The sequence below is a fragment of the Sphingopyxis sp. GW821-FHT12C06 genome (genome assembly GCF_058807415.1).
Genome location: NZ_JBXAQR010000005.1, coordinates 43,054 through 63,033 on the forward strand (window position 1 = coordinate 43,054; position 19,980 = coordinate 63,033).

General features: G+C 63.1%; 25 protein-coding genes. 9 read left to right on the forward strand and 16 right to left on the reverse strand.

What is annotated here, in order from left to right:
* Nucleotides 1–11 precede the first annotated feature (11 nt).
* Complete coding sequence (locus tag AC1RRJ_RS15465) at nt 12–2,114, forward strand: TonB-dependent receptor plug domain-containing protein (protein ID WP_493124229.1); 2,103 nt, start codon at nt 12–14, stop codon at nt 2,112–2,114.
* 121 nt (nt 2,115–2,235) lie between these two features.
* Here AC1RRJ_RS15465 and gpmA read toward each other — a convergent pair whose 3' ends face one another.
* Complete coding sequence (gene gpmA, locus AC1RRJ_RS15470; RefSeq protein WP_493124231.1) at nt 2,236–2,922, reverse strand: 2,3-diphosphoglycerate-dependent phosphoglycerate mutase; 687 nt, start codon at nt 2,920–2,922, stop codon at nt 2,236–2,238.
* Nucleotides 2,923–3,120: 198 nt separating this feature from the next.
* Between gpmA and AC1RRJ_RS15475 the strand changes: the two genes are divergently transcribed.
* Nucleotides 3,121–3,573: an Hsp20 family protein gene (locus AC1RRJ_RS15475; protein ID WP_493124233.1), complete on the forward strand. Its 453-nt coding sequence runs from the start codon at nt 3,121–3,123 to the stop codon at nt 3,571–3,573.
* Between the two features lie 69 nt (nt 3,574–3,642).
* Here the strand turns inward: AC1RRJ_RS15475 and AC1RRJ_RS15480 are convergent, their stop codons facing one another.
* The 12 genes from AC1RRJ_RS15480 to AC1RRJ_RS15535 form a co-directional block, all read right to left on the reverse strand.
* Nucleotides 3,643–4,119: a GNAT family N-acetyltransferase gene (locus AC1RRJ_RS15480; RefSeq protein WP_493124235.1), complete on the reverse strand. Its 477-nt coding sequence runs from the start codon at nt 4,117–4,119 to the stop codon at nt 3,643–3,645.
* Nucleotides 4,116–5,237 carry a M14 family metallopeptidase gene (locus tag AC1RRJ_RS15485; protein WP_493124237.1) on the reverse strand — a complete coding sequence of 374 codons (1,122 nt, stop codon included), beginning with the start codon at nt 5,235–5,237 and terminating at the stop codon, nt 4,116–4,118. The genes AC1RRJ_RS15480 and AC1RRJ_RS15485 overlap by 4 nt, the downstream gene beginning before the upstream one ends.
* Nucleotides 5,234–5,860: a DUF4136 domain-containing protein gene (locus AC1RRJ_RS15490; RefSeq protein WP_493124239.1), complete on the reverse strand. Its 627-nt coding sequence runs from the start codon at nt 5,858–5,860 to the stop codon at nt 5,234–5,236. The genes AC1RRJ_RS15485 and AC1RRJ_RS15490 overlap by 4 nt, the downstream gene beginning before the upstream one ends.
* Nucleotides 5,861–5,954: 94 nt before the next feature.
* Nucleotides 5,955–6,590 (reverse strand): cell wall hydrolase, encoded by a 636-nt coding sequence (locus AC1RRJ_RS15495; RefSeq protein ID WP_493124241.1) that lies wholly within the window; start codon nt 6,588–6,590, stop codon nt 5,955–5,957.
* 235 nt (nt 6,591–6,825) lie between these two features.
* Nucleotides 6,826–7,164, reverse strand: a complete 339-nt coding sequence (locus AC1RRJ_RS15500) for a DUF1491 family protein (protein ID WP_493124243.1) — start codon at nt 7,162–7,164, stop codon at nt 6,826–6,828.
* Nucleotides 7,165–7,191: 27 nt separating this feature from the next.
* Nucleotides 7,192–7,656, reverse strand: a complete 465-nt coding sequence (locus AC1RRJ_RS15505; protein WP_088473723.1) for a PTS sugar transporter subunit IIA — start codon at nt 7,654–7,656, stop codon at nt 7,192–7,194.
* A 150-nt stretch (nt 7,657–7,806) separates the two neighbouring features.
* Entirely contained in the window at nt 7,807–8,379 is a 573-nt protein-coding gene (hpf, locus tag AC1RRJ_RS15510; protein WP_493124246.1) for a ribosome hibernation-promoting factor, HPF/YfiA family, read from the reverse strand.
* Nucleotides 8,380–8,425: 46 nt separating this feature from the next.
* Nucleotides 8,426–9,127, reverse strand: coding sequence for a DNA polymerase III subunit epsilon (gene dnaQ, locus AC1RRJ_RS15515; protein WP_493124248.1), 702 nt, complete (start codon nt 9,125–9,127; stop codon nt 8,426–8,428).
* A gap of 19 nt (nt 9,128–9,146) precedes the next feature.
* On the reverse strand, nt 9,147–9,770 hold the full coding sequence (coaE, locus tag AC1RRJ_RS15520; protein WP_493124250.1) for a dephospho-CoA kinase: 624 nt from the start codon (nt 9,768–9,770) through the stop codon (nt 9,147–9,149).
* On the reverse strand, nt 9,767–10,585 hold the full coding sequence (gene aroE, locus AC1RRJ_RS15525) for a shikimate dehydrogenase (protein WP_493124252.1): 819 nt from the start codon (nt 10,583–10,585) through the stop codon (nt 9,767–9,769). The genes coaE and aroE overlap by 4 nt, the downstream gene beginning before the upstream one ends.
* The gene (locus tag AC1RRJ_RS15530) at nt 10,582–11,178 is read right to left on the reverse strand and encodes a Maf family protein (RefSeq protein WP_493124254.1); all 597 of its coding nucleotides are present in this window, start codon (nt 11,176–11,178) and stop codon (nt 10,582–10,584) included. The genes aroE and AC1RRJ_RS15530 overlap by 4 nt, the downstream gene beginning before the upstream one ends.
* Nucleotides 11,175–11,987, reverse strand: coding sequence for a pyruvate, water dikinase regulatory protein (locus AC1RRJ_RS15535; RefSeq protein WP_088473621.1), 813 nt, complete (start codon nt 11,985–11,987; stop codon nt 11,175–11,177). The genes AC1RRJ_RS15530 and AC1RRJ_RS15535 overlap by 4 nt, the downstream gene beginning before the upstream one ends.
* A gap of 340 nt (nt 11,988–12,327) precedes the next feature.
* Between AC1RRJ_RS15535 and hemE the strand changes: the two genes are divergently transcribed.
* The 6 genes from hemE to AC1RRJ_RS15565 all read left to right on the forward strand — a co-directional run bounded on the left by hemE (nt 12,328) and on the right by AC1RRJ_RS15565 (nt 16,863).
* The gene (gene hemE, locus AC1RRJ_RS15540) at nt 12,328–13,353 is read left to right on the forward strand and encodes a uroporphyrinogen decarboxylase (protein WP_493124257.1); all 1,026 of its coding nucleotides are present in this window, start codon (nt 12,328–12,330) and stop codon (nt 13,351–13,353) included.
* A gap of 50 nt (nt 13,354–13,403) precedes the next feature.
* Nucleotides 13,404–13,820, forward strand: a complete 417-nt coding sequence (locus tag AC1RRJ_RS15545) for a CopD family protein (protein WP_493124259.1) — start codon at nt 13,404–13,406, stop codon at nt 13,818–13,820.
* Nucleotides 13,821–14,117: 297 nt separating this feature from the next.
* Nucleotides 14,118–15,374, forward strand: coding sequence for a transcription termination factor Rho (rho, locus tag AC1RRJ_RS15550; RefSeq protein WP_493124261.1), 1,257 nt, complete (start codon nt 14,118–14,120; stop codon nt 15,372–15,374).
* A gap of 10 nt (nt 15,375–15,384) precedes the next feature.
* Complete coding sequence (locus tag AC1RRJ_RS15555) at nt 15,385–15,678, forward strand: antibiotic biosynthesis monooxygenase family protein (protein ID WP_493124263.1); 294 nt, start codon at nt 15,385–15,387, stop codon at nt 15,676–15,678.
* A 59-nt stretch (nt 15,679–15,737) separates the two neighbouring features.
* Complete coding sequence (locus tag AC1RRJ_RS15560; protein ID WP_419722570.1) at nt 15,738–16,400, forward strand: TerC family protein; 663 nt, start codon at nt 15,738–15,740, stop codon at nt 16,398–16,400.
* A 61-nt stretch (nt 16,401–16,461) separates the two neighbouring features.
* Nucleotides 16,462–16,863, forward strand: coding sequence for a DUF1489 family protein (locus AC1RRJ_RS15565; protein ID WP_493124265.1), 402 nt, complete (start codon nt 16,462–16,464; stop codon nt 16,861–16,863).
* Here AC1RRJ_RS15565 and AC1RRJ_RS15570 read toward each other — a convergent pair.
* The 3 genes from AC1RRJ_RS15570 to AC1RRJ_RS15580 are packed head-to-tail and all read right to left on the reverse strand — an operon-like array spanning nt 16,860 to nt 19,555.
* Entirely contained in the window at nt 16,860–18,398 is a 1,539-nt protein-coding gene (locus AC1RRJ_RS15570; protein WP_493124945.1) for an FMN-binding glutamate synthase family protein, read from the reverse strand. The genes AC1RRJ_RS15565 and AC1RRJ_RS15570 overlap by 4 nt on opposite strands.
* Before the next feature lie 54 nt (nt 18,399–18,452).
* Nucleotides 18,453–18,851: a nuclear transport factor 2 family protein gene (locus AC1RRJ_RS15575; protein WP_493124267.1), complete on the reverse strand. Its 399-nt coding sequence runs from the start codon at nt 18,849–18,851 to the stop codon at nt 18,453–18,455.
* Nucleotides 18,848–19,555, reverse strand: coding sequence for a dienelactone hydrolase family protein (locus AC1RRJ_RS15580; protein WP_493124269.1), 708 nt, complete (start codon nt 19,553–19,555; stop codon nt 18,848–18,850). Before AC1RRJ_RS15580 ends, AC1RRJ_RS15575 begins: the two co-directional genes overlap by 4 nt.
* Nucleotides 19,556–19,672: 117 nt before the next feature.
* On the opposite strand from AC1RRJ_RS15580, the gene AC1RRJ_RS15585 reads away from it, so the two are divergent.
* The gene (locus AC1RRJ_RS15585) at nt 19,673–19,966 is read left to right on the forward strand and encodes a DUF6489 family protein (RefSeq protein WP_088473611.1); all 294 of its coding nucleotides are present in this window, start codon (nt 19,673–19,675) and stop codon (nt 19,964–19,966) included.
* The last annotated feature ends 14 nt before the right edge of the window (nt 19,967–19,980 follow it).

The window sequence follows — 19,980 nt, forward strand, 5'->3', positions numbered from 1 at the left end:
GGAGGGGAATCATGCGTATCGCCGCGAGGGCATCGGCGCTGGCACTGGTAGCCGGCATGGTCGCCGGGCCGTCGGCATGGGCGCAGGATTCGGTGGCCGTGACCGACAATGCGGCAACCGCCGCCACGCCGCCCGCCAATGGCGCACAGCGCTATCGTTCCGCCGACTTTGAACGTTTCGCGCCGCGCACTGCGCTCGACATGGTCGAGAAAGTGCCGGGCTTCCTTATCGTCACAGGCACCAATGGCGGCGAACGCGGGCTGGGCGCTGCCACCGAGAATGTGCTGATCAACGGGGCGCGCATTGCGAACAAATCGACCGACGCCCGCACCGCCTTGTCGCGCATCACCACCGCCGAAGTCGCGTATATCGATATCGTCGACGGCGCCGGGCTGAACGTTCCCGGGCTGACAGGACAAGTGGCGAACGTCGTGCTGATCGCGGGCGCAGGAAGCGGCGGATTCAAGACCACTTTTCGCTGGCAACCCGAATGGCGGCCGCGGCTCGACAACAATTGGCTGAAAGGCGAAATTTCGACGACCGGCAAGCTGGGCGAAACCAATGTGACGCTCAGCCTGAAGAATGAGGCAAGTCGTAAGGGGCATTGGGGTCCCGAACGGCGGTTCGACGGCGATGGCGACCTGTTGTTCATCCGCGACGAAATTGGGCGCTATGACGACGACCAACCGCGCCTGTCGGCCGCGCTCGCGCACACTGCCGCGAACGGCAACAAATGGAATTTCAACCTCGGCGGCCAACTGATCAACCTCGACGAGCGAGTAAACGGAATTTCGGTCCAACCCGGCGCAGGCGCCGTCCGCGAGGCTTTTCGATTCACCGAAGAGGAGCGTAATTTCGACATTGGCGGCGATTATGAGCTGGGGCTCGGCAAGGGCCGGCTCAAACTGATCGGTCTCTACCGCTTCGAACATAGTCCGGCAGTCGACAGCTTTATCGTCGATCGCGATGTGGGAGGGCGCAGCGGCGAGCGATTCACACAGATTTCCGACGAGGGCGAATCCATTTTGCGCAGCGAATATAGCTGGCGCACCGCGGGCGGTACCGACTGGCAGGTTGCCCTCGAAGGCGCGTACAACAGCCTAGATGTCGATGCCGAATTTGCGCGGCTGCAACCCGACGGAAGCTTTCTGCCGATCGTCTTTGGCGGCGAGAAGACCAGGGTCGAGGAAAAGCGCGGCGAAGCGTCGCTGACTTGGGGCCGCGCACTGACGGACAATTTGACCGCGCAGCTGAACCTTGGCGCCGAATATAGCGAGCTGACATCCTCAGGCCCCGGCGGACTGACGCGCCGCTTTGTCCGGCCGAAGGGCAAGCTGGCATTGGCGTGGAAGGCCGGAGCAAAGACGACGATCAACTGGTTCCTTCAGCGCCGCGTCGACCAGCTCGACTTTTTCGATTTCGCGAGTTCGGTCGATGTCGCGAACAACAATGGCAATACGGGCAATGGCCAGTTGGTACCGCCGATCGTCAACCGCACCGAGCTGGAACTTGTTCAGGACATGGGCCGCTGGGGCAACGCCTCCATGGCCGCCGCCTATGCCTATGCGCAGGATCTGGTCGACCAGATTCCGCTGTCGCCGACGACCGAAGGGCGCGGCAATTTGCCGCCCGCGCATCTCTTTCGCATCAGTTCCAAGGCGACCCTGTTGCTCGACCCGCTGGGGTGGAAGGGCGCGCGGATCAACAGCGACCTGACGTGGCGCCGCAACCGCGTGCGCGACCCGCTGACCGGCCGGTGGCGCGACCAGAGCGAGGGGCAGGAATATGTCGTCGACGTCAGCCTGCGTCATGACATTCCCGAAACGGATATTGCGTGGGGCGCCGGCTATTTTGACGAGCGGTTCAGTCCGAACGTCAGGCTGAACGCGATCGAGCATGAATATACCGGCGGCGCGTTCGTCACCGCCTTCATCGAGCACAAGAATGTCGCGGGCTTCACGGTCAAGGCGTCGTACCGTAACCTCGCGAACATGCGCGAAGGCTTTGATCGCACCGTTTTCGTCAACCGGCGCGACGGGCCGATCGCGTTCAGCGAGAGCCGCCAGCGCCGGTTCGGCCGGTATTTCCAGCTGACCGTCACCGGGACGATTTGATCTCAACCATCATCCAGCCCTGTTCCCCGACGAAAGCCGGGGTCCATGGTTATCGTCGCGCCGGGCCCCGGCGGGTGGCGCCAGGCGCTGTCTGCGACTTCGCCGAGAAACGGCCCGATGCTCAACGCTCGCTGAGATAATAGCGCTCGCGCGCGGTCAGATCGTCGGCGAGATCATAGACGATCGGCTGACCGGTCGGGATTTCGAGCCCGGTGATGTCGGCGTCCGAAATCCCCGACAGATGCTTGACGAGCGCGCGCAGGCTGTTGCCATGGGCGGAGATCAGCACCGTCTTGCCCGCGGCGAGTTGCGGCGCGATCGCGCTTTCATAATAGGGGAGGACGCGTTCGATCGTGTCCTTCAGACTCTCCGCCGAAGGAATCGCGATCCCGGCGTAGCGCGGATCGCTCGACAAATCCCACGGCGAGCCGGCGTCGAGCGGCGGCGGTGGGATATCGAAGCTGCGGCGCCAGATCTTGACCTGATCGTCGCCATGCTTCGCCGCGGTCTCGGCCTTGTCGAGCCCGGTGAGTCCGCCATAGTGGCGTTCGTTCAGGCGCCAGTCCTTGGTCACCGGCAGCCACAAACGCCCCATCGCCTCAAGCGCGAGGTTCAGCGTCTTGATCGCGCGCGACTGGACCGAGGTGAAGGCTAGGTCGGGGGTGATCCCCTTGGCCTTCATCAGCTCGCCCGCCGCCCATGCCTCGGCCGCGCCCTTTTCGGTGACATCGACGTCCCACCAGCCGGTGAAGCGATTTTCAAGATTCCACTGCGACTGGCCGTGCCGGATGAGGATGAGCTGGGGCATAGATTGTCCTTTTCGCGTTGCGTCGCAGGGATGATTCGCCGCCCCATAGCGCGGCGCGGGCACCAGAGCCACCACCCCTTGAAAAGCCATGCCCGCTTCCCAGATTCAAAACATCCGGTCGCCACGAAGGGGCCGGGCGGAGGCCGCGGCGCGAATCGCCGCCGTCCCATGTTTCGCTTTGAAAGGAAGCCATGACCCATGCGTAACAGTTTCGACTGGACCCCCTATCGCCGTTCGACCGTCGGTTTCGACCGCCTGTTCGATTTCCTCGAAACGAGCGGCTCGGGCGCCGAAAATTACCCGCCCTTCGATATCGAGAAGATCGCCGACGATCATTTCCGCATCACCGTCGCGGTCGCGGGATTCAAGAGCGACGAGATCGACATCACCGCGCAGCAGAATATGCTGCTCGTCAGCGGTCGCAAAACACCGGCCGGTGAGGGCGAGGGACGCCAGCTGCTCTATAGTGGTATCGCAACGCGCGCATTCGAGCGCCGCTTCCAGCTCGCCGATTTCGTGCGGGTGAGCGCGGCCGACCTGGCCGACGGCCTGCTGACCATCGACCTGGTGCGCGAAGTGCCCGAGGCGATGAAGCCGCACAAGATTGCGATCGGCGGCAGCGCCCCGACGCCGATCGGAAAAGCCGCCTAAACGACAAAGCTGAGCCCGAAAGGGCATATGAGCGGGGTCCGGAGTCCCTTCCGGGCCCCGTTTGCGTATCTATAACGAGCGCGTCATAAAGCGGCTGAACGGATCGGGTTTGTAATCCGCGAAGGGCGCGCAATCTTCGAAGCCGTAACGCCGATATAGCGCGAGCGCGGGTTCGAACGCCGCGCTCGATCCGGTTTCGAGACTCAAGCGTTCAAGACCGCGGCCGCGCGCTTCGGCCATGATATGCTCGAGCATCCGCGCCGCGACACCCCGCCGCAAAAAGCCATCGGCGGTGCGCATCGACTTGATCTCGCCGTGCGCTCTGCCCAGCATTTTGAGCGCGCCGCAGCCCGCCAGTTCGCCGTCACAATGAATCGACCAGAAGGTCACGTCGGGTGCGTTGAGCCCGTCGAAATCGAGGAAGTGACAGCTGTCCGCTGGCGAGTTCGCCAGCATTCCCGCGAAATGCACCTCGAGCAAGGCGCGGATCGGGGCCCCCGACAGATCGTCTTCGACAATCCGCCAGTCGGCCCCGACGTGCGTCACAGCATGCGATCCAGCGTATCGAGACATGCATGCGCGAGCAGCTTCGACCGCTCGGGCGACCAGCCCTGGACCGGGTCGGGAAGGTCGCGATTGTCCTTGAACGGCATTTCGAGCGTCATCGCCACCGCGCCGAAACGTTCGGCGACCTGCGTGGTCGACATCGTCAGATTGGCCTGCCCAGGGGCGGTCTCAACATAGCCAAGCTCGGTCTGGAAATCTGGGGTGTTGGCGGCCAGCGCGGTTTCAAACGCCTTGTATTTTTCCATCTGGCCGGGCTTGAGCGACGGGATACCCTCGAAGCCGGCGATGAAAACCGCCGGAATCGCTTCATCGCCATGGATATCCATCGCCCAGTCGACGCCGCTTTCGTCCATCGCATTGCGGACGCACAAGACTTCGGGGCTGCGTTCGGGCGTCGGATTATCCCATTCGCGGTTGAGATTCACCCCGGCATAGTTGGTGCGCAAATGGCCGCGGCACGAGCCGTCGGGGTTCATGTTCGGGACGATGTGGAAGCGGCATTTCTGGCGCAGCGCGCGCGCGTGCGGATTGGCAGGGTCGGTGAGCATTTCGAGCGCACCCTCCATCCACCATTCAGCCATGCTCTCACCCGGATGCTGGCGCGCATAAAGCCAGACCTGCGTGTCGCCGGTGCCCATTTCGAGGCAGTCGATCGGCTGGCCCTCGATGCTGGTGCCAAGGCAGCGATAGGTCACGCCCTCGCATTCGGCGACCGAGGCGACGAGGTCATGGTGACGCTCCATCGAATAGGGCGCGAAATAGGCGAGCCACAGGATCGGGCTTTCGGCGGTGTGACGGATCGTGAGCGAGCCGCCGTCGGCCTTTGCATCATAGCCGGTGTCGAGGCGGAACCAGTTGTCGCGGTCATAGCTCGCGCACACGGCATAGTCCGCCCAGCCATCGGAAAAGGCAGAAGCGCCAAGGCCGGTGATCGAAAGTTCCAGCGCATCGCCCACCGCGCAGGAAACGCGGAAGTGGAACCACTGGAAGAAATCGGATTCGCGATCCTTGCGGATGGACAGGCGCGCCGACGTGCCGTCGATGCTGTCCACGACGATATTGCCGCTGTCGAAGGCGGCGTTGATGGTGATGGTCATGGGACCGTAATAGTGCGTCCCGATTCGCCGGGGAAGTCCTTGAATAAAGCTTCGGCCAATTTCGCCGCGGCGAGCGACGGCTGCGCGGCGGGCGCCTTGGCGGGAACCGCAGTCAGCGCGCGGCCTTCCCACAAAGCCCGGCCGGTCGCGGCGTCGTCGATCCGAACCGAAAGCTGGAGATCCTGTTTCGGCTTGGGGCCGCCGCCAAGATTGATCCCGATGCCGAGGCCAAGCCCCGAACCATAGCTGCCCGTCGAGCCACCGACGCCGACCGACACCGGCGAGCGTTTGGCAGGACCAACGCGCTCGGCGCGATCGAAGCCGATGCGGACCTTGAGCGGTGCGCTTGCGCCGTCGGGCGCAGCGACGAGACCCTGCAACTGCAGCTGGCGTTCGACCGCGGTGCGATAGCTGTTCCATTCGAGCGACGGCTGCCAGCCGTCGGCCGCGGCCGCGGCATTGCCGAGCGGCGCGACGTCGACGACATAGCGCGTCCCTGTCGCCCAGCCGGCGACGGCATTGCTGTGGAAGCGGGTGACTTCGACCGGCGGCACGGCAGTCGCGCAACCGCCGAGGGCGAGCGACGCTGCGACAAGCAGCGTGGCGGGGAAATGACGCATCATCCCCGTATCATGCGCCACAATAAATGGCTTGGCAATGAACGGGGTGCGGAGACGTTCCTCCCCGCGCCTGCGGCACAGGGAGGATCAAATCGCGTCAGCGATAGAAGATGTGGTTGTCGATCTGCGCAACGCGCGTCTTGCGCCAGCCCGGCGAGACATAGCGCGCGTGGAAGAAGAGCGCACCCGGCGCGTGATTCTTCCAGCTGCCGTCGCGTGCGATTTGTGCGATCGCGACAGCGTTATTCCACTGTCCGCCATTTCGCACGGCGGGCATCTTGCCGCCGCGGACGAAGCTGAACTGGCTTTTCTGATGGACGACGCCGCACAGGCTGGTCGGGAAGCGGCCCGACTTGGCGCGATTGAGCACGACATGCGCCACCGCAAGCTGGCCGACGAGCGATTCGCCGCGCGATTCGAAATAGACCGCACCGGCGAGACAGCGCAGTTCGGCGTCGAGTTTCGCGGGGCGGGGGGTCTCGGCGACGAGTTCTGCGAGCGATTCGGCCGTCAAGGGCGCCGGCTTGGGCTCGACCTCGGGCTGGGTTCCTGTTGCAGGCTTCGTTTCGACCGGGGTTTCGTCTCCGGTCAGCTCATCCCCGGTCAGCAGGTCCGGATCGGTTGCAGCCGGCGCATCGGCGCCCGGCAAGGTGATCAGCGGAATATGGGCGTTGGCACCCAGATCATTGGCGAAACCAGGTTCCGCCAGCAGCAGCATGGATGCGGCAGTCATGCCAACGGCAGCCACGCTGGCTACGTTCAAAATGCGACTCATATTGTCCGTCAAAAGGGCGGCTGATGAACCGAAACCTTAAAACAGGCGGGGGGCAAGGGCCCAATTTCGCCTGCGGTCATCATCCGACTGCGTGTCCGAACCGTTTGGCCGGGTCTTTTCGGACAAGCCGATAAACCCGCGGAACGACCTACGCGTGAACTATGTGGCGCACTTATTGTGCACTGCAACAGAGTCAAGTTAACGCAGCCCACTCCGCGACGAGTCGTGGCGCATCTGCGATATCCAGTTCAACGATCCACAGGTCGGGATCAGCCGAACGCCGCCGATCCTGATAATTTGCGCGTGCTTCGGCGTCATCAGAGCCCACCGGACCGACCGCCTCCCAGACATAATGCCCATCAGCCGAAAAGCGCCGTTCGAGCAGCGGTCCCGGCTGGCCGCGATCGCTGCACTGGATGAGAATCGTGCCCGAATGTTCGTCGCCCTTGGCGAGAACGGCGGCAAAGCCGCCCACCGCCTGGGTCCTGCGCAGAATCAGGTCAACGAGGAAACGGCTGGTCAACCGTGACATAATGGCTGTCCGCAGCAGTTGGCGGCGTCAGGCCGCGTCACGTGCCTCGGTGTCGACGAGCAGCGCATAGAGCGCCTCGTCATTCTTCGCGCCGCGCAGCCGCTCGGCGATCGCTTCGTTGCGCAGCATGCGCGACACGCCGGCCAGCGCCTTCAGATGGTCGGCGCCTGCATCGAGCGGCGACAGCAGAACGAAGAGCAGGTCGACGGGAAGTCCGTCGACCGCGTTGAAATCGATCGGCCGCGCGAGTTGCAGAAACAGGCCGCGGACCCCGGTCAGGTCGGCCATCTTGGCGTGGGGCAGGGCGATACCGCGGCCAAAGCCGGTCGAACCCAAGCGTTCGCGTTCGAGCAGCGCCTCGCTGACTTCGCCCGCATCGAGACCGAGCGAACGGCTGGCGAGATCGCCGACGAAGGGAAAAAGCGCCTTTTTGGAATCGAGCTGAACATGCGCGCGCACGGTCGCCGGATAAAGAAGGGAAGATAGGTTCATCGCTCTGGTCAAATCTGTGCAGCCGCCGGACAAAGGGTCCAGCTGTTTCAATGGCAATTGATCGCGGATCGATCGTACCGGGGCCACGCCACCCGGCACAGGGCCGTGTTGGGCGCGGCCCTTATGCCGGTTGGCGGAAAAAATCCAGCCTTATTGCGGTTCGACCCAGCCGATCGTGCCATCGCGGCGGCGATAGACCATATTGTGCGTGCCCGTCTTGCTGTTCAGAAACAACAGCGCGTTGGTGTTGCGCAAGTCGAGCATCATCACCGCATCGGACACGCTGCTGCTGGGGATATCGACGCGCGTTTCGGCGATGATCGCCGGCGCATCACCCGCATCCTCTTCTTCGCCGCCGCCGTCGAAGACGATATAATTGGCATTGTCCTGAATCTCTTCGACTGTCGGCGACGACTGACCATTGCTGTGATGATCCTTCAATCGTCGCATATAGCGTCGCAGCTGTTTTTCGATTCGTTCCGCCGCGCCTTCGAATGCGACATGAGCATCCTGCGCCTGACCGTGCCCCTTGAGCACCAATCCCTGCATCACATGCGCGACGATATCGCATTGAAAGCTGTCGTGCGGTCCTTTTCCGAAGGTCGCATGGGCCCCGATGGCGCGCGAGAAATATTTGTCGGCAATCGCGTTCATCCGGTCCGACACATGCGCCTGAAGCGCTTCGCCGGTTTCGATCTGGTGGCCAGAGACGCGGATTTCCATTATTCTTCTCCTTCGAGTGCCTCGAAGACGGCGGCCTGAGCCCCCGTCACGGACTATCGTCCCACAATGGTTGATTCAGTGCAGCGACGAATATGGTGTGACGCGCAATCTCGGCGGGCGTCGCGGCGTGCGGACGCGGTTCGCGAAAGTCGCGGGTCTGAACGACGGGCCGGGCGGCGTCGCCCGCGGGCGAAGCCGCCGCCGAACCGGGGGTCGCGGCGAGACCGAGGCCGATCTGTCGCCCGCCGGTCATTTCGATATAGAGATGTGCAAGCAGTTCCGCGTCGAGCAGCGCGCCATGCTTGACGCGGTGGCTTCGATCGATGCCATAGCGCACGCACAGCGCATCGAGATTATGCTTTGCCCCCGGATGCAGTTTGCGCGCCATTTGGACGGTGCAGCACATGCGCGCCATGTCGAGAGGTGGCCGGCCAGCGCGTGCGAGCTCGGCATTAACGAAGCCAAAATCGAAGACGGCATTGTGGGCTACCAGCGGCGCGTCGCCCAGAAACTCAATCAACTCGTCGACGCGAGTCGCAAAGAGCGGCTTGTCCGACAGAAACTGGATCGACAGCCCGTGCACTGCCTCGGCTGCGGCGGGCATGTCGCGTTCAGGATTGAAATAGGCGTGGAAAGTGACCCCCGTCTCGCGGCGGTCGATCAGCTCGACACACCCGATTTCGACCAGTCTGTCCCCGGTTTTGGGATCGAAACCCGTAGTTTCGGTATCGAAAATAATCTCACGCATCGAGGCTTTAATCTGGACCCTATCCGGCGCGGAAACAAGAGGCGATCGCCCTTATCTGACGATGCGTCGCGCTTTTCGGGCGCCCGGTTTCGATAATAAAATCGGCGCGCGCGCGTTTGACCCGATCGGGGACCTGCAGGCGGCGAATCGCCTTGAGCTTCGCCGCGGTCATGCCGGGGCGGCGCATGACGCGCTTTCGCTGCATCCATGCGGGGGCCGAGACGACGGCGATCGCGCCGACCTTTCGCCAGCCGCCCTTTTCGAACAACAGGGGGATATCGAGCACGACGACATCACGCGCGCGGTGGCGCATCAGGAAGCGCCGCTGCGCCTTCGCGACTGCCGGGTGGACGATTGCTTCCAGAGCCGCGAGCTCATGGGTGTTGCCGAGCACGAGCGGGCCCAGTTTCTGCCGGTCGACTCCCTTCGGGCCGGTCGTCCCCGGAAAGCGCGCTTCGATCGCGGCGACGAGCGCGCCGCCGGGCCCCTGCAAACGGTGAACCTCGGCATCGGCGTCGAACACCGGCACCCCTTCGCGTTCGAACATCGCCGCCGCAGTCGATTTGCCCATGCCGATCGACCCGGTGAGGCCGATCAGAAACGGCCGGCGCAACCGCGATCCAGGGTGGGGGCGATGCGTCATGCGGTGAGCAGCGCGCGCAATTCCTCGTCGCGGCCTTCGGGTGGCGCAGCACCGAAGAACAGCTCGAATGCGAGCGCGGCCTGGCCGATCAGCATGTCGAGCCCGTCGACCGTGTCGAGCCCGCGCGCCTCGGCGGCGCGAAGCAGTCCGGTTTCGAGCGGCGAATAAACAAGGTCATAGACGATCGCATCATCGGGCAGCGGCGACAGGTCGAGGTCGAGTGGCGGCTGGCCTTTCATGCCAAGGCTGCTCGCATTGACGAGCAGCGTGGCGGGCGGCAGCTTGGCGTCGAGGCCGACGACATCGCCCTTGAGACCAAAGGTCGCGAGCAGGCCCATGGCTTTAAGCGGACTGCGATTGAGAATGGTGACAGGGCCAACGCCAGCGCGCGCAAGCGCGAACAGCACCGCGCGCGAGGCCCCGCCCGCGCCGACGACGACGACCGGCGCGCCTTCGAGATCGAGTTCGGCGAGCGGCGAATAGAATCCGGCCGCATCGGTGTTGGTGCCGATCAGCGAGCCGTCCTTTTGCCGGACGACGGTGTTCATCGCGCCAATCGTGCCGCGAATATCGCCGGGGTCGTCGACCAGATCCATCACCGCGGCCTTGTGGGGCATGGTGACGTTGCAACCGCGCCAGTCAGGGTCGGCGCGGCGCCCTTCGATATAGGCGGCGAGCTCATCGGTCGTCACATGACAGCGGCGATAATCGCCCGCAATGCCGAGCGCCTCCAGCCAGAAGCCGTGGATCAGCGGCGATTTCGATTGCGCAATCGGATCGCCGATCACCTCGGCATAGGGAACAGCACTGCTCATGACGGCGCGAGTCCGGTGGCACGCAGCCAGTTGAGCAAGGGCAGCATCGGCATCCCGATAATGGTCCAGGGATCGCCCTCGACCCGTTCGAACAATTGCACGCCCGCCCCCTCAATCTCGTAACAGCCGACGGTCCAGCGGATGCTGTCCCAGTGGCGCGCCACATAGTCGGCGATGAAGGCGTCCGGCAAGGGCCGCATCCACAGCTTTGCCTCGCCGATCGCGCGCCACACCGGCGCACCGTCGCGCGCGGCGACCACCGCGCTGAACAGGCGGTGGCGCTGCCCCGCCATGCGCGCAAGCTGCGCCTCTGCCTCTTCGGGAGTCTCCGGCTTGGTCAGCATCACTCCATCGTCGAGCGCAAGCGTCGAATCGGCGCCAATCACGGTGACGCCGGGCAGCCGCGACGAAATTTTGACCGCCTTCGCCTCGGCAAGCGCGTCAGCAATGTTGCGCGCGCTCTGCCCCTCGGCGGCAAACGATGCAGTAAGCGACTCTTCATCGACATGCGCCGCCGTCGTTTCGAAATCGAGCCCGGCGGCGCGGAGCATCGCGGCGCGGCCACTGCTTTGCGAGGCGAGGAGCAACGTCATCCTGCGCTCCGGTCCTCGACCAGTTTGATCACCGCAGCGGCGGTTTCCTCGATCGAACGGCGCGTCACGTCGATCACCGGCCAGCTGTTGTCGGCGAACATCCGCCGCGCATAGGCGAGCTCGGCCTTCACCGTTTCGTCGTCGACATAGGCGGTCTCGGGCGCCTGGTTGAGCGAGAGCAGCCGGTTACGGCGCACCTGCACCAGCCGGTCGAGCCCGGTGGTGAGCCCGACGACCATCGGACGCTTGAGCGTGAACAGCGCGGCGGGCGGCGGCGATTCGGGGACGATCGGGATATTGGCGGTCTTGAACCCGCGGTTGGCGAGATAGATGCTCGTCGGCGTCTTCGAGGTGCGCGACACACCGGCAAGGACGATATCGGCCTGTTCCCAATTTTCCCAACCGATGCCGTCGTCGTGCGCGACGGTGAACTGGATCGCCTCCACCCGCGCGAAATAGGCGGCATCGAGCTGGTGCTGGCGGCCGGGACGCGCCTTTGCTTCTTGTCCGAGCATCCGTGACAGCGCGTCGGTGACTGCATCGAGCGCCGGAACGAGCGGCAGATCGAGCGCACCCGCGCGCCGCTCAAGGCTCGCGCGCAACTCGCCGCTGACAAGAGTAAAGAGGATCATCCCCGGACTCGCCTGTACCTCGGCCATGATCCGGTCGAGATGCGATTCCGATCGCACCATCGGCCAGAAATGGCGCACCACTTCGACATCGTCGAACTGCGCAATCGCCGCCTTGGCGATATTCTCGAGCGTCTCGCCCGTGGAATCGGATATCAGATGCAAGTGGAGCCGGCCCATGGCTCACCATGGCGTGGCGCGGGCGAAAAAGGCAAGCGCCGAAGCGTTCGCACGCCCTGTGGATAAGTTTTGCATAAGCGCGGGGAACATTCGGGGAGAGGCGATTCATCCCCGGCCGTGCCGATTCCGCTCCGGCTCTTATCCACACGGGATGAATCTTATCCACAGGCTGTGGATTAGGGGCAAGAGCTTTCGCGACTCTGCCGCGAAGATCGGCAACGCCAGAGTCAAGCTGTTGGCAAAGACGGCGCTGATGCCTAAAGCCACGCTTATCCAACCACCAACAAACCACCACCATCTTAATTACTCTATTATAGATGAAAGAAAGAGAGTCCGCGCGATGACGCAATCGAAGAGTTTGCTGGCGACGTTGCGCGGGGTGCGGCAGGAACGACCGGCGCTGTGGCTGATGCGCCAGGCGGGACGCTATCTTCCCGAATATCGCGCCCTTCGCGAGACCAAAGGCGGATTCCTCGAGCTTTGCTATGACCCCGAAGCCGCCGCCGAGGTCACGCTCCAGCCGATCCGCCGTTTCGGTTTCGACGGCGCGATCCTGTTTTCGGACATTCTTGTCATCCCGCACGCGCTCGGTCAGAATCTGTGGTTCGAGGCCGGTGAGGGGCCGCGGCTGGCACCTCCGCTCGTCGATAGCGCGCTAACCGCGCTGGAAGCGGCAACCCGGCGGCTCGATCCTGTCTATGCGACGGTGGCGCGCGTCGCGGGGGCATTGCCCGCCGAGACGACCTTTCTGGGCTTTGCGGGAAGCCCCTGGACCGTCGCCACCTATATGGTCGCGGGGCAGGGGTCGAAGGACCAGGCCGCGACGCGGCGCATGGCGTTCAGCGATCCTGTAGCGTTTCAGGCGATCATCGATGCGATCATCGATCTGTCGGTCACCTATTTGTCGGGACAGATCGAAAATGGCGTCGAAGCGGTGCAATTGTTCGATAGCTGGGCCGGGAGCCTCAGCCCCGCACAGTTCGAAAAATGGGTGATCGCGCCCAATGCCCAAATCGTCGCGCGGCTGAAGGCACTTCATCCCGATACCCCGATCATCGGCTTTCCCAAGGGCGCGGGCGGCAAGCTTCCCGCCTATGCCCGCGAAACCGGGGTCGATGGGCTTGGGCTCGACGAAACGGTCGATCCCATCTGGGCCGATCAGGTCTTGCCGGCGCATCTGCCGGTGCAGGGCAATCTTGACCCGCTCGCGCTCGTTGCGGGTGGCGAAGCGCTGGACGGTGCAATCGACCGCATCCTTGCGGCTTTCCCGTCACGCCCCCATATCTTCAATCTTGGCCATGGAATCGTGCCCGATACGCCGATTGCCCATGTCGAACATCTGATCAAACGCGTGCGCGGCGGATAGGCGGGGCTATGGGCGGATTAGCGGACTGGGCAGGATTTCTGGGGGCCACCATGTTGTGGATCAAAGCGGCGCATATCATCTTCGTCATCTTTTTGATGGCGGGTCTGTTCATGATTCCGCGCTTTTTCATCTATCACAGCCAATGCGCGGTCGGGTCCGACGAGGACAAGCGGTGGATCGAGCGCGAAGATCGCTTGCGTCGTATCATTCTCAATCCGTCGCTGATCATCGTCTGGATTTTCGGGCTGCTACTCGCCTTAAACGGAAATTACTGGGGCGAGGGCTGGTTTATCGCCAAATTGCTGCTCGTGCTTGGCCTGTCGGGCTATCATGGCTGGATAATCGGGCATTTCAGGAAATTGCAGCGTGGCGAGCGTCCGCTGACCGAAAAGCAGCTCCGGCTGATCAACGAAGTTCCCGGGATCGCCGCGGCGATCATTGTGATCCTTGTGGTTGTGCGACCTTAGATGCTTCGTCATGCCGGACTTGATCCGGCATCTATCGTTAAGCTCGCGGAAATGGACCCCGGACTTGATCCGGGGTGACGAAAAGTCACAAGGTCCGGTGAAAGCACTTACCCGGCGCAAGCCCGATTGACTTGAAACCGGCCCGGTTCTAGGGGCCGATCAACCCCGTTTCGTGCGGGCGGTGCGTTACGCGCGCCGAATCTATCAAAACGGTCGTCCCCCGACCGGATAGGCACCCTTCGCGGTGCAGCCAAAAGAGACTGTTTCTCCAGAATTTCTTACACTTGGAATCCATCCATGCATCTTAAAGAACTCAAAACCAAATCGCCCGCCCAGCTCGTCGAAATGGCGGAAGAACTGGGCGTCGAAGGCGCATCGACGCTGCGCAAGCAGGATCTGATGTTCTCGATCCTCAAAGAACTCGCCGAAGAGGGCGAGGAAATCATCGGATCGGGAACGATCGAAGTGCTGCCCGACAGCTTCGGCTTTCTGCGTTCGTCGGAGGCCAATTATCTGGCCGGTCCCGACGATATTTATGTTTCGCCGAACCAGGTCCGCAAATTCGGCCTGCGCACCGGCGACACAGTCGAGGGCGAGATTCGCGCGCCGCGCGACGGCGAGCGTTATTTTGCGCTGACCAAGCTGATCAGCGTCAATTTCGACGATCCCGATGTCGTCCGCCATCGCGTCAATTTCGACAATCTCACCCCGCTTTATCCTAACCAGAAGCTGTCGCTCGACACGCTCGATCCGACGGTCAAGGACAAGTCGGCGCGCGTGATCGATCTCGTCAGCCCGCAGGGCAAGGGCCAGCGCGCGCTGATCGTCGCGCCGCCGCGCACGGGTAAGACCGTGTTGCTCCAGAATATCGCCAAGGCGATCACCGACAATCATCCCGAGGTGTACCTGATCGTCCTGCTGGTCGACGAGCGGCCCGAGGAAGTCACCGACATGCAGCGCAGCGTGAAGGGCGAGGTCGTGTCCTCGACTTTCGACGAACCCGCGACGCGCCACGTCCAGGTCGCCGAAATGGTGATCGAAAAGGCCAAGCGCCTCGTCGAGCACAAGAAGGATGTCGTCATCCTGCTCGACTCGATCACGCGCCTTGGCCGCGCCTACAACACCGTTGTCCCGTCGTCGGGCAAGGTGCTGACCGGCGGTGTCGACGCCAATGCGCTCCAGCGTCCGAAGCGTTTCTTCGGCGCCGCGCGGAATATCGAGGAAGGCGGTTCGCTGTCGATCATCGCCACCGCGCTGATCGATACCGGCAGCCGCATGGACGAAGTCATCTTCGAAGAATTCAAGGGCACGGGTAACTCGGAAATCGTGCTCGACCGCAAGGTCGCCGACAAGCGCATCTTCCCGTCGCTCGACGTCGGCAAGTCGGGCACTCGCAAGGAAGAATTGCTCGTCGAAAAGGACAAGCTCAGCAAAATGTGGGTGCTGCGCCGCATCCTCATGCAGATGGGCACCATCGACGCGATGGAATTCCTGCTCGACAAGATCAAGGATTCGAAGACCAACGAGGATTTCTTCGATTCCATGAACCAATAGGCCACCGCCTATGGCCGTGATCGAACATGCGCTGCTGTCTGTCCGTACGGGCGAGGAAGCGGCGTTCGAGGCGGCTATGCAGGCGGCACGACCCTTGATCGCGGCATCGCCGGGTTTCCTGTCGCTGGAAATCCGGCGCCCGATCGAAAGCGGCGCTCCCTATTTATTGCTGGCAACCTGGCGAACCGTTGCGGATCACCGCGACGGTTTTCGTATGTCGGAACGCTATCAACAATGGCGGGCGTTGCTCCATCACTTTTATGACCCTATGCCAGAGGTCAGCTATTTCGGAGACCCACTGTGATACTCGAATTTTTGACACAAGCGGCGGCGCATGCCGGCGGATTTGGCGGGCCCGCCGGGATGTGGGACGCGATCGTCAATGATTTTTCGAACATCACCGAACCCGCGGCTCTGGCTGCGTTCGTCCAGGTGCTGATGATCGACATCGTGCTCGCGGGCGACAATGCGATCGTCGTCGGTGCGCTCGCTGCGGGCCTGCCTGCCGATCAGCGCCGCAAGGTGATCATGATCGGTGTGCTCGCCGCGCTGGTGCTGCGTATTGCCTTTGCCCTCGTCGTGACCCAGCTGATGCAGGTCGTCGGTCTGATCTTCATCGGTGGGCTTCTGCTTATCTGGGTGGCGTGGAAAATGTGGCGCGAACTGCGCGAAGGCGCACATTCGGCGGGTTCACCCGAGGTTGCGGGCGACGAGCATTCGGGCCTGAAACCTGCAAAAAGCTTTGCCGCGGCCGCTTGGGCGGTCGCGATCGCCGACGTCAGCATGAGCCTCGATAACGTTCTTGCGGTGGCCGGTGCGGCGCGCGATCACCCCGGGATCATGATTGTCGGGTTGGTCTTCGCGGTCGCCCTGATGGGCATCGCAGCGAATATCATCGCCAAATATATCGAGCGCTATCGCTGGATCGCCTATTTCGGCCTCGCCGTGATCCTCTATGTCGCGGTCAAGATGATCTACGAAGGCTGGATCGACCCGGGTGTCGGGATCGGCACCTTGTTCGGCTAAACAAAAAGGCCAGTCCCTCACGGGGCTGGCTTTTTTCTTGTCCGCTCCCCATCTGGCTATCATGGCCCAGCTTCACATGACCCGCGTTGCCGTCGGTTGCGCCGACTATTCCGCGCTTGCCGCACGGATCGCCGAACGCAGCGAGTGCGGCGAGTTTCGCATTACAACCAAGATGCGGCCGAAGCGCGCCGAGGAGCTGATCGGCGGCGGGCTCTATTTCAATGTCCGCCATACGCTTGTCGCACGGGTCGAGATTTTGCGCTTTGAGGATCGCACCGATGGCCGGCTCGATATTGTCTGTGCCGGGGTGCTAGAGCGGGTGCATCCGCAGCCCAGGCGCGCGCATCAGGGCTGGCGTTATCTCGCCGATGCCGATGCGCCCAAGGTGGCCGACGACGCGAGCGGGATCGCGACGCTGCCGCCCGAGCTGTATCGTGAACTGGCCGGGCTGATGCTGATCTAACAGGCCGCGCGGAAGCTGTCTGCGCGCGCCATCGCCCAATAGCGTGCGCCGGCGACCGAATTGGGGTCGTCGAGTAGTATGCCGCGCTCATAGAAATTATAAATGCGGTCGATCGAATCCGACCGCGCCGAATTCAACCGTTCGTGGAGGTGATGCGGCCGGATCTGCCACGGGTTGTCGAGCCCCATTGCGCAGCTGATGTCCCAGAGCGCCGACACGGTTGCGGCCTGAAAGCGGCGGACGCGTTCGGCCTTGTCCTCGACGACGAGGCCGCGCTGGCGCCCCGGATCCTGCGTTGCGATACCCGTCGGGCATTGATCGGTGTGGCAGCGCAGCGACTGGACGCAGCCGAGGCTGAACATGAAGGCGCGCGCGGCGTTGGACCAGTCGGCGCCGAGCGCACAATTGACCGCGAGCCCCGCGCCCGAATGCACCTTGCCCGATGCGGCGAGGCGTATCTCTTCCTTGAGCCCGCAGCCAACGAGGGCGTTGCGGACAAAAATCAGCCCTTCGCGCAGCGGCATGCCGACGCGGTTGGAAAATTCGATCGGTGCGGCCCCCGTGCCGCCCTCGGCGCCGTCGACGACGATATAATCGAGACGGACGCCCGTCTCTATCATCGCCTTCATGACGGCATAAATTTCATGCGGCTGGCCGACGCAAAGCTTGATTCCCACGGGTTTTCCGCCCGACAATTCGCGCAGCTTCGCGGCCCACAGGATCATCTCGATCGGGGTCGAAAAGGCCGAATGCGCGGCGGGCGAGATGCAATCCTGCCCCTGCGGTACCCCGCGCGTTGCGGCGATTTCGGCGCTGACCTTCGCGCCGGGAAGGACGCCGCCATGGCCGGGCTTGGCGCCTTGGCTCAGCTTGATCTCGATCATCTTGACCCGATCGTCCTCGGCGCGCTCGCGGAAGTGATTGGGATCGAAGCGGCCGGCGCTATCGCGGCAGCCGAAATAGCCGCTGCCGAGCTCCCAGACGATGTCGCCACCGTGGATGCCATGGTAGGGACTGAAGCCGCCTTCGCCGGTGTCGTGATAGAAATTGCCGAGGCGCGCGCCCAGATTGAGCGCCTCGATCGCGTTGGCTCCGAGTGAGCCGAAGCTCATCGCCGAAATATTGAGCAGCGCCGCATCATAGGGCCGCGAACATTGCGCGGTGCCGACCGTCACCCGCTGCGTCCGGTCGCTCTCGACCGTGGGCGCGATGCTGTGGCTCATCCACTCATATTCGTCCGAATAGACATCGAGTTCGGTCCCGAACGGGTGGCTGTCGAGTTCGCCCTTGGCGCGGGCATAGACAATGTCGCGCTCGGCGCGCGCGAAAGGGCGGCCATCGAGCGGGCTTTCGACGACATAGGCGTAGAGGAAGGGGCGTAGCGCCTCGAACAGCCAGCGGATGCGGGCGATCAGCGGAAAGTTGCGGCGCAGGCTGTGGTGCCGCTGCGTGACGTCATAAATGGCGACCAGAAGCAGCGGCACCCACAGCAAGAGGGTCCACCGCGCGGATGGCCACCAGCCCGCGAGCGCCATTGCGGCGATCAGGACGGGAAAGGCGATCCAGCCGGGCACCGGGCTAGCCGCGCTTCATCGGGTTTGTGCCGCGAGCATCTCGCCCATTTTCTCCCAAACCTTGTTGATCGCCTTGAGTGGACGGATCATCACTTTGAAATCACTTATCTTTCCGTCGTCATTCCAGCGGATGATGTCGACGCCATTGATCTGGATGCCGTCGAGCTCGGTCTGGAATTCGAGCATCGCCTGATCGCCATCGACGATCTCGCGCAAGTAACGGAAATCGTCACCGCCAAGGACGTGGCTAGCGGCGTGGAGATAGGCGAAGACCTTGTCGCGCCCCGCCTGCGGCGAATGGACCACCGGCGAATGAAAGACCGCATCTTCGGCGAGCAGCGCCTTCAGCGCCTCCGGGTCGCCGCCGCCCGCCATATAGGCGTGCCAGGCGGCGACCCCGGAGTGCGCGGTCATGCGAGATTCTCGGCGAAGAAGGCGCGGGTGCGGCCGTCGGCGAGCTGCGCGCCCTCTTCATTGCGGCGATTGCCCATCGTCGCGGCAAAGCCATGGTCGAGCCCCTGATAATCGTGGATCGTCACCTTGGGATGCGCGTCGAGCCCTTCGTGGATCTTCGCCTGCGCCGCATGGTCGACCAGATGATCTTCGGTCGGGATATGGAGCATCAGCGGATGCGCGATCGCGTGGCTTTCGTTCAGCATCTGGTCGATCATCACGCCATAATAGCCAACCGACGCCTGCACATCGGTGCGCGCCGCGGCCATATAGGCGAGGCGGCCGCCGAGGCAGAAACCGACGCAGCCGACCTTGGTCGCACCCTCTGCGTGGAGCCAGCGGATCGTCGCTTCGATGTCCTTGACGCCGTCGTCTGCGTCATATTGTCCAAAATAACCAAAGGCTTCCTGCAATTCGGCCTCGACATCAGGGTTGAGTTCGACCCCGGGAGCGAAACGCCAGAAAATGTCGGGAGCAATCGCCAGATAGCCTTCGGCTGCCCAATCGTCGCATTTCTTGCGGATACCGGCGTTCACGCCGAAAATTTCAGGGATGACGATGATCGCACGCGGCGAGTCGGCGTCGGGGCGTGCGATATAGGCGGGGATGTCGCCTTCGCCGTTGAGGGCGGGGATGGTGGCGTTCGTTGCGGACGTTCCGGACATGTGGGGGAGCTCTCCTGACTCTTGCTTATTGGTGATGAAAGCGCGAAGCTAGCCGCCGTAGCGGCGCGGCTCAAGCGCGCGCTTCACGGTTTTTCCTTTCGGGTGCGGAGACAGGCGATGAAGTTTAATATCGAGGTGGATTGCACCCCCGAAGAGGCGCGTCGGCTGTTCGGTCTGCCCGACCTTGAGCCGCTGCACGATATCTACCTCGACCGCGTCAAGGAATTGATGGCGAAGGGAATTACCCCCGAGATGGTGCAGTCGATGGTCAAGACCTGGGTGCCGATGGGCGAAAGCGGGCTGGGCCTCGTTCAGTCGCTGCTTGGCCAATTTGGCGGCGGGCTGATGGGCGGTGCGGGCAAGCCCGCCGATAGCGACGACGACAAGCCGGCGCGGGGGCGCAAAAGCTGAAGCAGGATGATGTA